Genomic DNA, 14,212 nt, shown 5'->3' with positions numbered 1-14,212 from the left:
GTATTAGAGCCCATTTTATGCTATGGTAAAAAAGTGGAATGTGAATGTACATAGAGATCAAAAATTTTGCCGAAAGTGGTGGATCGTGTATGAAGCTGTTTCTTGATACGGCCAATGTAAACGAGATTAAAGAAGCGCACGAGCTGGGGGTTATTTCCGGAGTTACGACGAATCCGTCTCTGATTGCCAAAGAGGGACGAGATTTCTTTGAGACCCTCAAAGAAATTGTAGGCATCGTAGGCGATCTGCCGATCAGTGCCGAAGTTGTCGCCTCGGACGTGGAAGGAATGGTCCAGCAAGGCGAGAAACTTGCCAAAGTCGGCAGCGGGATTGTCATTAAGTTGCCGATGACTGCGGACGGCCTTAAGGCGACGAAGCGTTTCAGCGACCAAGGCATTAAAACAAACGTGACCCTTGTATTCAGTTCCACACAAGCGCTTCTGGCGGCACGAGCGGGAGCGACCTATGTATCTCCGTTCATCGGACGGCTCGACGATATTAACCAGGTGGGCATGCATCTGATCGAAGAAGTGAGCCAAATTATTTCGGTGCACGAGCTTCCGACACAAATTATCGCAGCCAGCGTGCGTCATTCTACGCATGTGATCGAGGCCGCTCTTCTAGGCTCTCATATCGCTACGGTGCCGTTCAAAGTAATCGAAGCTATGATGAAGCATCCGCTGACCGACGCCGGCGTGGAACGGTTTATGAAAGACTGGGAAAGCGCCAACCAGAAAACGTTCTAAAGATAATCCGGGGCACACATTTAAAGTGAACGGAACCCCCTTGAATTAGAGGAGCCTCTCTGCGGAGAGGCTTTTTATTCATGCAAAAGCGGTAAGGATGGATGAAATTGGTTATTTAGCCGCTGTTTAATAAAATGACCAGGGATTTATGCCCGGTTTTTACCGTTCTCCTCTTTTGCTTCCCTGCAAAGAATGGTAAGATTGTTTTTAGTGTGGTTTGGCAAGCAGTTTGGATATGCTTCATGAAGGGGGAACGACTTTGAAACGAACGTTAGTCGGTTTGCTTCGCAGTTTCGAGACAACCGGTGAGAAAGCCAAAGATCCGGAATTAAAAACCCGTTACTACAAATTATCCAAAGACCAGGTGTGGGAAGAAACCGTCGGGATGATCAAAAAAACACCCGGCTACAAACTCCTTCACGAAGTGAAAAATGTCGGAGAGATTGTGGTGGAAAAACGTACGGCTCTCGGACGTACTCAGGATATTACAATTACTTTGTTTGCGGTTAATCCGACGACATCGGCTATTGATATTTATTCGGCTTCCCGTGGGAACATGGGGGATCTCGGTTCCAATTACCGGACCATTCTGGACATTTACAAGCAGCTGGACAAAAAGCTGGCGGCTTACAAAATCAGCCGCTAACGCTTGGGCAGCTTGCGGGCAGCTTCACAGGCATAAAAAAACAGCAGAGGATTCGATGAGCGCATCGATTCCTGTGCTGTTTTCTTTTTATGCCGGAGTTTTATACGAGCTTTTTAACCGCTTCGATCGCGGCTTCGTAGTTCGGGTGCTCCGTCATTTCACCGAGATACTCCACGTATTGGATCTTGTCATTGGCATCAATGACGAAGATGGAACGCATGTCGAGCTGGAGTTCTTGAATAAGAACACCGTAAGCTTGTCCGAAGGACTTCGCTTTGTAGTCGGAAAGCAGGACGACTTGATCGATGCCTGCGGCGCCGCACCAGCGGGCTTGCGCGAACGGAAGATCAACGCTGACAGTCAGAACGGCAACGTTATCGCCGAGTTTGGCGGCTTCTTCGTTAAAACGGCGGGTTTGAGCGTCGCATACGCCCGTATCGATGGAAGGGACCACGCTGATCAGCTTCACCTTGCCGGCATAATCGGAAAGGGAAACTTCGTTCAGGAGGTCTTTGTTCAGTTTGAAATCCGGTGCTGCATCGCCCGCTTTAAGCTCGGGACCAACGAGTGTGATCGGGTTGCCCTTAAAAGTGGCTGCACCCTTGCGTTCTTGAGACATATGTATTCCTCCTTATCGATTATCCGAAAGAACTGGAAATTCCAGCCCTCCCTATTATACCCTCGCGTTAAAGGGGTTGTCCAATACACTCTTTAAACATATGGAGCCTGTAAACGGTTCTCCGGAACATCTAAATCGGCTATAATAGGTAGAGATAGCAGAACTTACTAATGGAGGAATCTGTGGAGTTACGACAACTGCAGTATTTCGTGAAAGTGGCTAAAAAGCAGCATATGACACAAGCAGCCGAAGAGCTTCGCGTGGCCCAGTCTGCCGTAAGCCGGCAAATCCGCCATTTGGAGGAGGAGCTCGGTGTTCGTCTGTTTGTCCAGAAAGGACGCAATCTGCAGCTGACTCCCGCCGGGAGTCTGTTTCTGAGCCGTGCGGAACATATTTTGACCGACTTGGAACGCGCGGTGGGCGAAGTGCGGGAATTCCTGGACCCCGAAGCCGGGGAGATCCGGGTCGGTTTTCCCCATAGTGTATCCGTTTCTATTCTTCCGGCGTTTATATCCTGCTTCAAGAAGGAGCATCCCAACGTTAAATTCCGATTAAAGCAAGGAACTTACACCAGTCTCATCCGTGACGTTACGGAAGGCGAAATCGATCTGGCGATCATATCGCCGTGTCCGGAGACGCACGAGCTCGTCAAGGGAGAAGTCATGCTCACGGAGGAGCTGTTAGCGGTGCTTCCGCCTAACCATGCGCTGGCTGGCTGTAAAAGCATCCGGCTGGAGCAGCTTAAGGAGGAGCCGTTTGTTATGTTCGGCGAACAGTATTCGCTTCGTCCGATCGTCATGAACGCCTGCCTGAAGGCAGGATTTGTGCCGAAGATCGAATTCGAAGGAGACGAGACGGATACGATCCGCGGGCTTGTCGCAGCGGGGATGGGCGTCAGTCTTCTTCCCGAGCTGGCGCTGCGCTATACGACGCATATCGAGCCGTGCGTGGTGAAGGTCGATCCGAAAGTGACGCGCACCGTAGGAGTCATCCGCCGGAGGGATGAGAAGCTTCCGCTCGTGACTGAGCATTTCAGCCGGTTTCTGATGGAGTTTCAGCCCTCTGCCGATCCGGGCAGGCCTATGGGCAGATTAAACGGGTCTTAGCTGGATAACGATGCGAGAAAGCACTCCGTCATACATAATCTGCCGTTTTCCGTGCATATACAGAAAAAAAGCTTTCGTCTATTGTAGACGAAAGCTTATTGCGGTTACAGCATCTGCTGCGTCCGAGTTGGATACGGCCGTTTTAATCATTGGAACGGCTGTTGAAAATCATAACGTACTTAACGAGCTCAAGCAGCGAGATAAGAGCCGCAGCCACATAAGTCAAGGCGGCCGCGTTAAGCACTTTCGCTACGCCCTGCTCTTCTTCGTTGGTGATAAAGCCGCCTGCAATCATGAGCTCCCGGGCCCGGTTGCTGGCATTGAATTCGACCGGCAGAGTCACGAGCTGGAAAAGCACCGCGGCGGAGAAGAAGACGATTCCCAGAAGAAGCAGAATATCAAACTGCTGAAAAATAAGGCCGGCGATAAGTAGAAGCGGAGCCACGCCGGAAGCGAAGTTTACGACCGGGAACATCTTGTGGCGCGCAACAAGCATCGGATAATGGACTTGGTGCTGAATCGCGTGTCCCACTTCGTGACAAGCGACCGAAACGGCCGAGATGGTGCTCTCGTAGTAGACAGGCTCGGAAAGACGTACCGTTCTGGAGATCGGATCGTAATGATCCGTGAGAGCTCCGGGAACCGGCTCGATCGGAACATCGTACAGCCCTTCCGCATCAAGCATGCGGCGGGCCGCTTCGTATCCGGTCATACCGGATTGAACGGGTACCTGGGACCAGCGGTTGAACGTGCCGCGGACCCGGAATGAAGCCCACATGGATAAGCCGAAGGCAATGAGAATAAGAAAATCCATAGGATGAAAAAACATAACTGCAGACCTCCATAGTCAAGATAGTCGTGGGGATCCGTTACGTAAAGGGACCTTTGCCGAGCAAATAGAGCAGTGCCTCGACGCATGCGGCGGTGGGCTGGGTAATCAGATTATAAATCTTTTTGAGCTGATTCGGTTTTAGCTGCTGAATCATAGGATCGAGTTCCTTGATTTCTTTCTGCAGTTGGCCGAGCAGCACCTGATAGGATGTCAGCTTATCGGTCACATGTTCGTCGTGGGCCGCTTTATCCAGCTTCAGCATTGTTGTACGGATTTCTTCCAACGTATATTTCTCTTTTTTCATCTCTTCAATACGTTTGAGCCGCAGCAAGGTTTCATCCGAATACAGGCGGTAATTGGTGTCCGATCTTTTCTCGGGATGAATCAGGCCCAGCTTGGTGTAATAATCGATCGTCCTGGGGCTGACTCCGGCCAACCGGGACAACTCTCCGATTCTATGAAGCTTCATATCCCCATGATTTCGCCCCTCCTTTAAAAGTTGTTGTTCGCACGTGTTTACCTCAGCCTAATGATACCCGATCCTAAACCGTACAGTCAAACGTAATGCTTTTGACATTTTGATGAACAAGTATACATATGACATATATATTACATAATATGATATATATATTGTGGAAATCTGAAAAAAGCTGATTTTTTTAATGAAAAACATCCGAAAAGTGAACGAAACCTATTGTTTTTTCGCAAAACGTTCGCGTATAATGACACTAATCAATTATATTGTTAAGAAACCTGACATGAAAGGGCTGGTATGAATGATTAAAAAGACACTGATCGGGTTAGCGCTGCTCAGTATGGTTTTCCCGGCTTTGGCGTTTGCGGAAGCTCCGACACCGGAGCAACTGCAAGCCGCGATCAACTCGGTATGGGTGCTGGTCGCCGCTATGCTGGTCGTCTTTATGCAGGCCGGTTTCGCTTTGCTTGAAGCAGGCTCAACCCGGATGAAAAATGCCGGCCACGTGGCGGGTAAAACCATTCTGACTTTCGGAATTTGCGCCATCGCATTCTGGGCGTTCGGTTTCGGGCTTGCTTTCGGAGACGGGGCCGGATTGTTCAACAACAATCTGTTCGGCTTGTCCGGCTTCTTCATGGACGGAGTCAACGCCGACGCCTTCGTTTCCTTGAGCGCTTCGGATGTCCCGATCACGATTAAGTTTTTGTTCCAACTGGCGTTTGCGGGTGTATCACTGGCAATCGCGTGGGGAGGCTTCGCCGAACGCGCCAAGCTCCCGGTTTACTTTATTTTCGGACTGCTTTTCACCGTAGTGATTTATCCGATCGTGGCTCACTGGGTATGGGGCGGCGGCTGGCTGTCCAAAATCGGCATGCAGGACTTTGCGGGTTCCACGGTTGTGCATCTGCAGGGAGCAACAGCGGCACTTGTGGCAACCATCCTCCTGAAGCCGCGTATCGGCAAATTCAATAAAGACGGCTCGCCGAATAAAATTCCGGGCCACAATCAAGTGCTCTCCGTGCTTGGCGTCATCATCATCTGGATCGGGTGGTTCGGTTTTAACCCGGGGAGTACGCTGAGCGCAATGGGAGACGGTTTCTTCGGCTATATCGCCTTGACGACAAACCTGGCCGCGGCGGCAGGCGGTGTGGCCGCTATGGCGATCTCCTGGATTTACTTCGGCAAATCCGATATTCCAAGCATGCTTAACGGCGTACTTGCCGCGCTTGTCGCGATCACGGCTTCCTGCGCCTTCGTTACGCCTCTGGCATCGATCGCCATCGGGGCCATTGCTGGAGGGGTCACTTTCTTCACGGCGATCTGGTTTGAAAAGAAAGGGATCGACGATCCGGTCTACGCTTTCTCCGTGCATGGCATCGCCGGGATTTGGGGCACGTTGTCCACAGGGTTCTTCGCTACGCCGGAGCTGGCCAAAACGGTCAATGTAGGCGGAGCGGGCTTGTTCTACGGCGGCGGTTTCCACCAGCTGTGGGTGCAGTTTATCGGAGTAGCGGGCGCACTTGTCTTCGTCCTTGTTATTTCCTTCATCGTCCTCTACCTGATTAAAGTTACGACGGGTCTGCGCGTGACGGAAGAAGAAGAAATCATGGGGCTGGATCTCGCCGAGCACGGCACTTACGGGTATCCGGAGCAAATGAATCACGCGATCGAAGCGCACACTTCGGCAAAACAGTCCAATGAAGGCGGTCGCTCGGTGCCGGTTTCGTGACCGCGCCCCGGACCGGTCTTATCTAAGGAGATGCCTTCATGGAACCGATAGTAGGCTCGGCTTGGCAACTGCTTCGCACAAGGATCAACGGTGCTGCCGGATCGGATGAACTGGCTCTGATCCGCGCGGATATGCAGGGTTTGTTCCAGAGTGAACTCGGCGAGGAAACGGCGGCCTTGCTGTACGAAGAACTCAATTTTACACACGATGCCATGATCCGGAAAATGATTTCCTTGGCGGAAAAACGCCTGGCTGCGGAAGGAGCGGGGGAGCCCCCGCTCCCTTACGCATTCCTGCTTATGGGAAGCGGCGGCCGGGAGGAACAAACGCCGTGGAGCGACCAGGACAACGGACTGGTTTACGAAAATCCCCCGGAAGGCACGGAAGCGGCGGCGGACGGATATTTCAGCAAGCTTGCCCAGCGAATCCGCCAAGGTCTGGAGCTGGCAGGTTATCCGCCGTGCACGGGGAGGGTGCTGGCCGAGAACCAGTTGTGGAGAAGAAGCGAAGCGGGGTGGAAAGATCAGCTTAACGGCTGGTTTGCGGAGCCCGTCTGGGAGAACGCGCGCTATTTGCTTATCGCGGCCGACCTGAGGTGCGTATACGGTAGCGAAGCTCTTGCGGACCGGATCAAGCAGGCCTTTCACGAGAGCATAGCGCTCAACAGGGGGCTGCTCCTGCCGCTTCTGGCTAACACCCTGCACCATAAAGTGTCCCTGGGATTACTGGGGCGTCTGGTGACGGAACGGTACGGGCCTTACGCGGGCGGCGTGGATATCAAATACGGACTTTATATCCCGCTTGTAAATGCGGTCCGTCTTCTGGCTCTGGAAAACGGCATTTCCGATTCTTCCACCCTTAAAAGAATCGATGCGCTCATCGACCGCGGAGCCGTTACGGTTGAGTTCGGCACGGCTTGCCGGGAAGTGTTTCTGCACTCATTGAAGATGAGATTGAACACGCCTTTTTACAGGGAAAACGGACACTTCGCGACTGCGGGTATATTGCCTGCCGGAATATTGACCCGCAAATGCCGGGCGGAACTGAAAAGCGGCCTTAAATTCGGAAAACGGCTTCAGCGGCAGGTCATCCGCCAGGTGCGGGGTTCCGTCAAGAAAGGCAGGGACGCTTCCTCCGCCAAGCTGCGCGAGCATACGGGACAATAGGACCGGAAAGGAGTAAAACGATGAAAGAGAGCGGCCCCGACGGCGGTATGTGGAGGCTTTACAAGATGGGCGGCTTGACCCCGGCGATTACATCCATGTTTAACCCGCGCAACGCCCAGCAGATGGCGTTTATCCGTCAGCTTCTGAAGGATCAGCGCAGACATTCGCTGCTGGACACTCGCCTGCACAATCTCAAAGTCGTTGTTTTTGATCTGGAAACGACGGGCTTCTCATCGACGGCGGACGAGATTATTTCGATCGGCGCCGTGTCTATGGCCGGGGACAAGCTCGAAGACAAGACGTTTTACACCCTTGTGAATCCGGACCTCACGATTCCTCCTCATATCGAGGAGTTGACCGGAATCCGGACGGAAGAGGCGGCCGAAGCGCCGGACTTGATTACGGCCCTGCGTGAATTTTTCGAGTTTGTAGGGGCGAGGGTCTTGCTGGCGCACGGCTCGGCTCATGACAAAGCGTTTTTGAATGCGGCGCTCTGGAAAACTTCGAAAGTCAGCCTCTCCCACCGGGTGCTGGATTCGATGATGGTAGCCAAATGGCTGATGCCCCGGCGCAAAGACTATACCCTCGATTCTCTGCTTGAGCTGTACGAGATTCCGGTGCTGAGAAGACACCACGCCCTGGACGATTCTTTGATGACCGCCGAGCTGTGGAAGAAGCTCCTGGAAGAAATCGGTGAAATGGGCGTGGATACGCTCGGAGATCTTTACGCGCTTCTCAGTAAAACCTAGGGCTCGCAGAACGCGGAAAAGAAGGCTGTGATATGAAAAAGCAAGCAGGAATGCGGGAAGCCGCGGATACCTGCTTGCTTTTTTTGGTTCATAGCGCTTCTATACAAAGCGGGATTTTACGGAGCCTTGAGAGACTCTTCACCTGATCTGGCCGATTAGACGACGGAGCGGATTCTGCACGCTGTGAGGTCCGATCGGTCCGGGTGCCCGTGTCGGAGGGACCAACCGATCCGGGCTGCCCCGTATCCTCAGTCGTGACGGCCTTGTCGGCAGAATCCGCCGATTCGGACGGTCCGAGTGCAGCGCCGCTCTCTTGCGGTTCCGCCCACGCGTATACCGCTGTTTCGGGAACGGAACGCTCCAGGGAGACGATCCAGAAGGAGGGCAGTTCCGGCCACAACCGCAAGACCGAGATGTCCTCGCAAGACGGCGAAGCAGCCGTACGCGGGTGGGAGTGGAACAGTCCCAACAGCACGGGACCCGCTAATGAAGAGCGCGCGGGCCGGTCGCTTGGGGCTTTTCCGCCCCCTAAGTGATGCATAATATCGGAGGGGGATATGCGGAAAGAACGGGTGGGGCAAGCCGAAACATTCGGAACCCATACGAAAGAGGAGACATATGCGGTCTCCTTCCGAATCCTTCCGTAAACGAATCCGCAAGCCTCTTCATCCGGAAAGCGGCTGAACCGCGCCAGCCATTCCGTGTACAAAGACAGGCTTACGTTGATTTCAGTTAACCGTTTCGCGTTTATCATGCGCTAATTATAACGGAATCCTTTACCGCACTCAACGGATCAGCTGATTTTTCCCTGCGGTTTAACAAGAAAAAACACAAGGACGAGCGTCAACCCCGCCAGAGAGGATACGGTTATAAAAATGAGCCGGTCGGATTTATCCATCAGCCAGCCGAAGATGGGCGGACCGAAGGCCACGCCGATGAACCGGAGGCTGTTATAGATGGACGTGATCATACCGCGTTCGCTTTTTTCCACGGAGCCGGTGATCATCGTGTTGAGACAGGGGAGAAGCAGCCCGGTGCCTATGGCGCTTAAGGTAAGCAGCCCGATAAACAAATACAGATTCTGGAGAGCGAATATCGTGGATGCCAGCGACAGCGTCATAACTAAAAGGCCGATGTTGATCAGCCAGCGCATCACGGTGCCGTTTTTCTTGATCAGGGCTCCGGTTGTGTAAGAGGTAATGACCATGCCCAGCAGCGGGATCGCCAGGACCAGCCCTTTTTTGACGCCGGCTATGTGGTAAGGGGGCTCCTCCAATATGTTGGACAGATAAAACAGGACACCGAACAGGATAAAAAGCGCAAGAGAACCCGCAAAAAAGGAAGTGATCAGCCAGCGTCCTTTCTTTTTCAGAATGGTTCCGATTTTGTGGAGATAAGGCTTTAGTTTCGTCGGTTCCTTTTTGGCTTTGGGTTCGTGAATGAGAAACATCATGGCCAGCAGAGCCAGAAGACAAAAGATCGGAAAGGCGAAAAAAGGCATATACCAGACAATAAGAGCAAGCAGGGAGCCGATGATGGGACTAAGCACCTTACCGAACCCGTTGGATGCTTCCGTCAGGCCGAGGGCCTTGCTTTCCGTCCCCCCTTTATACAAATCCCCCACGAGAGCCATCGCGATGGGGGCCGTGCCGGCTGCGCCGATACCCTGAATGGCTCTGGCTATAATAAGAATCATATAGGATTTCCAGATCGCCCCGAACGCCGCCAAAACCCCGGCCGCCCCATATATAATAAGAGACGGGATGATCACCGATTTCCTTGTAAACCGGTCGGACAAGTAACCGGAGATAGGGATGATCAGGCCTGCGGTAATCGAAAACAGAGTAATAACCAGACTGCTCTGAAACTTGGTGATGCCCAGCTCCGTCTCCAATTGCGGGAGAATAGGGACCAGCATCGAGTTGCCGAGTACCAGCACGAGCGGTACCGTCGCAATGGCCATAAATTCAAGAAGCCGGCCTTTGCCTCCGCCTTTTTTGCCGCCTTCAGCCGTCTGTTCGGCGGTAAACTGGTAGTCGTCGTCCTGATCACTCTCGAAAATGATGTCAAGCCCTCGGGATTTCGATTTTTCCATGTGGTTGACCTCTCTTCTGACTTGGTACGGATAGGGTTTCCTCGGGGCGGAAGATCATACTTTTTAAACCGTTCATAATGTTGGAATCGGATAAAGATGGGGATACTGACCGTGTATGTACCTGATTTTGAGCTTCCCGTGTGATAGAATAAAAAGCGAATGATGCGGAAATGAGGGCTGAAATTGAAACGGAATGCAGCGATTCTGGCCATCGTGCTTCTTCTGGCCGCGGCTATATTTGTCCAGATCGGCAAAAAAGACGAAAAACAAGCGGCTGCGCCTACCCAAACGGGCCCCCGTCCGGGAATGTTTGTGCCTTCTTTCAGCCTGCCGGATTTGGATGGTGAGATTTACCAGGTCGGAGGCGCGCGCGATAAGCCGCTTATTTTGAATTTCTGGGCGTCCTGGTGCGGTCCATGCAAGATGGAAGTGCCGGATTTGATTGATCTTCAGACAAAATACGGGGACAAAGTGGACCTGGTGGCAATAAATGTAACGAGTCAGGATGACGAGCAAAAGGCGAGGGCCTTCGCCAAGGAGTATGGAATCAATTTTCCGGTGCTGCTGGATGAACCCGGTAAAGTCTCGGAATCGTTCAAGTTTCTGGCGATCCCGACGAGCTTCCTCGTGGACAGGAACGGAGTCGTGCAGGAAGTGGTAAACCTTCTTCCGAAGGCGGAGTGGGAAAAGAAAATCAAGGCTTTGATCAAGGGCCGCTAAAAGGTTCCGTAGTTTCGGGTCTAGCCTGCCCGATTTTCGGAGACATTTAAAAAGCCCCGTTTCGGGTCCGTGTGTAAGGCCAGGCTGCCCACACGGAAGAAACGGGGCTTATCTTTTTGTAAGGAAAAATAAATTAGTGGTTCACTAGACCGACCGGTCTTGGATCAAGCGATTCTCTCTCGACGCTGGACTTTCCGATTAGGGCATACCGGAAGCTGTCCACGAGCGCATGCCAGCTGGCTTCGATAATATTGGAGGAAACGCCGACGGTATTCCATTCGTTCTCGTAATTGCGGGATTCAATCAGAACGCGGACTTTGGAAGCGGTCGCTCCTTTGTCGTCAAGCACGCGTACCTTATAGTCGGACAGGTGCATTCTGTGAATGTCCGGATAGAAAGGCAGCAGAGCTTTACGCAGCGCGTTATCGAGCGCGTTGACGGGTCCGTCGCCTTCCGCGGCGGTATACATGGATTCGCCGTGCACGTTCACCTTGACGAAAGCCTCGGAGCTGACCGGACGATCCGCCGACTTTTCCACGAAAATTTTGAACGATTCCAGCACGAACGGCTCCTGCAGCTCGCCGGAAGCTTCACGCATCATCAGTTCAAGAGAAGCATCCGCACCTTCGAACTGGTATCCCTCGTGCTCAAGGTCTTTGATGCGCGAAATGATTTCTTTCGCTTTGCCGTCCTGCTGTTCCAGGTTGAGGCCGAGCTCGGCCGCTTTCGAAACGAGATTGCTCTGCCCCGCCAGCTCCGAAACGAGTACGCGCTGCTTGTTGCCTACCTTCTCGGGAACGATATGCTCATACGTGCTCGCGTGCTTGAGGATAGCGGACACGTGGATGCCGCCTTTGTGGGCGAAAGCCGCGCTGCCGACATACGGCTGGTTCATCGGCATGTGCATGTTCGCGATCTCGCTGACGTAACGGGCAACGGGCCCCAGCGATTCCAGCTGCTCATCCGAAATGCAGGCGAAGCCGAGCTTCAGCTGCAGATTCGGAATGACGGAGCACAGATTCGCGTTGCCGCAGCGCTCGCCGTATCCGTTCATCGTGCCCTGGACCTGGCGGGCGCCGGCTCTCACGGCTGCCAGGGAATTGGCGACGCCCAGCTCGCAGTCGTTGTGGGCGTGGATGCCCACGGGCGTCGTGATCTGTTTCTTGACTTCCGAAACGATCTCGAAAATTTCCTCCGGCATCGATCCGCCGTTCGTATCGCACAGCACGATCCAGTCCGCGCCGGCTTCCTGCGCCTGGCGGATTGTCTGGAGGGCGTAGTCCGGGTTGTTTTTGTAGCCGTCAAAAAAATGCTCGCCGTCGTAAATGACTTCAAGACCGCAGCTTTTCAGATACCGTACGGAATCGAAAATCATCGCGAGGTTTTCTTCGAGCGTCGTCTGAATGGCGGTGTGAACGTGAAAATCCCACGATTTTCCGAAAATCGTCGCGACTTGAACGCCGGACGCCACCAGCGTCGTCAGATTGGGATCTTCTTCGGCTTTGGTGTTCTTGCGGCGGGTGCTGCCGAATGCCGTTACTTTCGCATGCTTAAGATTCAGTTCCTGAACACGGTTAAAAAATTCAATGTCTTTGCCGTTGCTTCCGGGCCAGCCGCCTTCTATATAATGAACGCCCAGCTCGTCGAGCTTCTGGGCAATTTTCAGTTTGTCCTCCACGGACAGGCTGATTCCTTCGCCCTGGGTTCCGTCACGAAGCGTAGTGTCAAAGATTTTGATTGAATCGGACATTTCGGTGCTCCCCCTCTAAACGTGTCGCTGTTCATTTTTCGAATGTTTTCTCGAATGTATAATGCACGATTATATCATAATTTCAACCATAAAGAATGAATTTTCGCAAATTTTGGACGATAGCCGTTCTTGATTCCTCAAGCGGACAGGAATAGACTAAGAATTAGAAGGAATAAAGAGGATAAAGCGCCGCACGGCCGCTTTTCGATACGCTAAACGGGACCTCGCGCGCCCGCAGGAAGGAGGAAGCCGGGATAATGGCACAGGAAGGGTATCCCAAAAACGGACGAGTTATTTTACATATCGATATGAACGCGTTTTACTGTTCCGTACACGAAGTCGTGGAGCCCGAGCTGTACCGGGGCAAGCCGATCGCGGTGTCGGGCAGCGTGGAACAGCGCAAAGGCATTATCGTAACCTCCTCCTATCCCGCCAGGGCGCGCGGAGTCAAAACGGGAATGCTCGTCCGGCAGGCGATGAGGCTTTGTCCGGAGCTTGTGCTCATCAAGCCGAATTTCGATTTGTACCGGCAGTTTTCCCGCGGCTTCCGCCGTATAGTCTATGACTATTCGCCGATGGTCGAGACCATGTCCATTGATGAATGTTATGTGGACATAACGGGTTCCAAGCAGTTCGGAACCCCGCTTCAGATCGCGGAGGAGATTCAGACCCGGATACGCGAAGAGCTGGGTCTGCCCTGTTCGGTCGGCGTGGCGCCGAACAAGCTTCTGGCCAAGATGGCTTCCGATATGAAAAAGCCCAACGGATTGTTCGTGCTTCGTCTGCGGGATGTGCCGAAGGTCCTTTGGGATAGACCCTGCGGAGAATTGTACGGCATCGGGAGAAAAACGGCCGAGAAGCTGCAGAAGCTGCAGATTCACACGATCGGCCAACTGGCGGCTGCCGACGATGGGCTTCTCCGCAAGTCGTTTGGCATAAGCGGACCCGCTCTCAAGCAGGCCGCCAACGGCATCTCTCGTTCGGAGGTTAACCCGGAGCGCGAGCCGAACAAGTCGGTCGGCCACACGACGACGCTTCCTTACAATTACACGGACCGCAAGGAAGTGTTCCGTGTCTTCTTGAATCTGGCCGATCAGGTCGGACGCCGGCTCAGGCATCAGAAGCTGATGGCTTCGACCGTGCAGATTACGATCCGGGACCCCGATATGAAGACGATCACACGGAATGTGACACTGCCCGTGCCGACCGATCATCACGAGGATCTGTACAAGGCCGCGTGCGAGCTGTTCGAGCGGCATTGGGCGCCGGAAAAGCCGATCCGCCTCCTCGGCATCACGGGCCAGAACCTGACGCCGAAGGAGGAGGCCGCGATTCAGCTCGATCTGTTCAGTTACGAGCAGCAGCCGAAGAAGGACAAGCTGAGCGAAATTATGGATGCGCTCCGGGATAAATTCGGAGAAGATGCCGTGCTTACCGCGGGGATGATCGGCGACAATCCGTCGGCGCTTATACGCAACCGCAAGCGGAGGGGAACTTCCCTGCAGAAAGACCCGGACGGAGATTCATTCCCGTTATAAAAACCGGGAGCCGAATAACATCCGCCCAAGAATGAAATCTT

Annotated in this window: 14 protein-coding genes; 8 read left to right on the top strand and 6 right to left on the bottom strand. The window is 53.3% G+C overall.

Annotated elements, in window-relative coordinates; genetic code table 11:
• Positions 1-89 precede the first annotated feature (89 nt).
• Together fsa and AC2TF6_RS20355 are read left to right on the top strand one after the other, a co-directional pair.
• A complete protein-coding gene (fsa, locus tag AC2TF6_RS20360; protein ID WP_491308240.1) occupies positions 90-746 on the top strand; it encodes a fructose-6-phosphate aldolase in 657 nt (218 codons plus the stop codon).
• Between the two features lie 235 nt (positions 747-981).
• Positions 982-1,392: a DUF1499 domain-containing protein gene (locus AC2TF6_RS20355; protein ID WP_491308239.1), complete on the top strand. Its 411-nt coding sequence runs from the start codon at positions 982-984 to the stop codon at positions 1,390-1,392.
• A gap of 100 nt (positions 1,393-1,492) precedes the next feature.
• Here AC2TF6_RS20355 and tpx read toward each other — a convergent pair whose 3' ends face one another.
• Positions 1,493-2,011 (bottom strand): thiol peroxidase, encoded by a 519-nt coding sequence (gene tpx, locus AC2TF6_RS20350; protein WP_016423958.1) that lies wholly within the window; start codon positions 2,009-2,011, stop codon positions 1,493-1,495.
• Between the two features lie 182 nt (positions 2,012-2,193).
• Here tpx and gltC point away from each other — a divergent pair, with 182 nt between their 5' ends.
• Positions 2,194-3,117, top strand: a complete 924-nt coding sequence (gene gltC, locus AC2TF6_RS20345) for a glutamate biosynthesis transcriptional regulator GltC (protein WP_491308238.1) — start codon at positions 2,194-2,196, stop codon at positions 3,115-3,117.
• Positions 3,118-3,259: 142 nt separating this feature from the next.
• Here the strand turns inward: gltC and AC2TF6_RS20340 are convergent, their stop codons facing one another.
• Positions 3,260-3,946, bottom strand: coding sequence for a zinc metallopeptidase (locus AC2TF6_RS20340; protein WP_009674804.1), 687 nt, complete (start codon positions 3,944-3,946; stop codon positions 3,260-3,262).
• A gap of 40 nt (positions 3,947-3,986) precedes the next feature.
• A complete protein-coding gene (locus AC2TF6_RS20335) occupies positions 3,987-4,418 on the bottom strand; it encodes a helix-turn-helix domain-containing protein (RefSeq protein ID WP_009674805.1) in 432 nt (143 codons plus the stop codon).
• Between the two features lie 307 nt (positions 4,419-4,725).
• Between AC2TF6_RS20335 and AC2TF6_RS20330 the strand changes: the two genes are divergently transcribed.
• From AC2TF6_RS20330 to AC2TF6_RS20320, 3 genes are read left to right on the top strand one after another with little or no spacing between them, the layout of a single operon-like run.
• Entirely contained in the window at positions 4,726-6,153 is a 1,428-nt protein-coding gene (locus AC2TF6_RS20330) for an ammonium transporter (RefSeq protein WP_491308237.1), read from the top strand.
• A 38-nt stretch (positions 6,154-6,191) separates the two neighbouring features.
• Positions 6,192-7,319, top strand: a complete 1,128-nt coding sequence (locus AC2TF6_RS20325; protein ID WP_491308236.1) for a DUF294 nucleotidyltransferase-like domain-containing protein — start codon at positions 6,192-6,194, stop codon at positions 7,317-7,319.
• 20 nt (positions 7,320-7,339) lie between these two features.
• Positions 7,340-8,068 (top strand): exonuclease domain-containing protein, encoded by a 729-nt coding sequence (locus tag AC2TF6_RS20320; protein WP_491308235.1) that lies wholly within the window; start codon positions 7,340-7,342, stop codon positions 8,066-8,068.
• Between the two features lie 88 nt (positions 8,069-8,156).
• Here AC2TF6_RS20320 and AC2TF6_RS20315 read toward each other — a convergent pair whose 3' ends face one another.
• Together AC2TF6_RS20315 and AC2TF6_RS20310 are read right to left on the bottom strand one after the other, a co-directional pair.
• Positions 8,157-8,822 carry a Mov34/MPN/PAD-1 family protein gene (locus tag AC2TF6_RS20315; protein ID WP_491308234.1) on the bottom strand — a complete coding sequence of 222 codons (666 nt, stop codon included), beginning with the start codon at positions 8,820-8,822 and terminating at the stop codon, positions 8,157-8,159.
• Positions 8,823-8,861: 39 nt separating this feature from the next.
• Positions 8,862-10,163 (bottom strand): MFS transporter, encoded by a 1,302-nt coding sequence (locus AC2TF6_RS20310; protein WP_491308233.1) that lies wholly within the window; start codon positions 10,161-10,163, stop codon positions 8,862-8,864.
• 183 nt (positions 10,164-10,346) lie between these two features.
• Between AC2TF6_RS20310 and AC2TF6_RS20305 the strand changes: the two genes are divergently transcribed.
• Positions 10,347-10,883: a TlpA family protein disulfide reductase gene (locus AC2TF6_RS20305; protein ID WP_491308232.1), complete on the top strand. Its 537-nt coding sequence runs from the start codon at positions 10,347-10,349 to the stop codon at positions 10,881-10,883.
• A 133-nt stretch (positions 10,884-11,016) separates the two neighbouring features.
• Here the strand turns inward: AC2TF6_RS20305 and cimA are convergent, their stop codons facing one another.
• Positions 11,017-12,633, bottom strand: coding sequence for a citramalate synthase (cimA, locus tag AC2TF6_RS20300; RefSeq protein ID WP_491308231.1), 1,617 nt, complete (start codon positions 12,631-12,633; stop codon positions 11,017-11,019).
• Positions 12,634-12,890: 257 nt separating this feature from the next.
• Here cimA and AC2TF6_RS20295 point away from each other — a divergent pair, with 257 nt between their 5' ends.
• Positions 12,891-14,171, top strand: coding sequence for a DNA polymerase IV (locus AC2TF6_RS20295; protein WP_491308230.1), 1,281 nt, complete (start codon positions 12,891-12,893; stop codon positions 14,169-14,171).
• Positions 14,172-14,212 lie beyond the last annotated feature (41 nt).

Source organism: Paenibacillus sp. JNUCC 35 (assembly GCF_058269095.1).
This window is presented reverse-complemented; position numbering and strand designations above follow the sequence as displayed.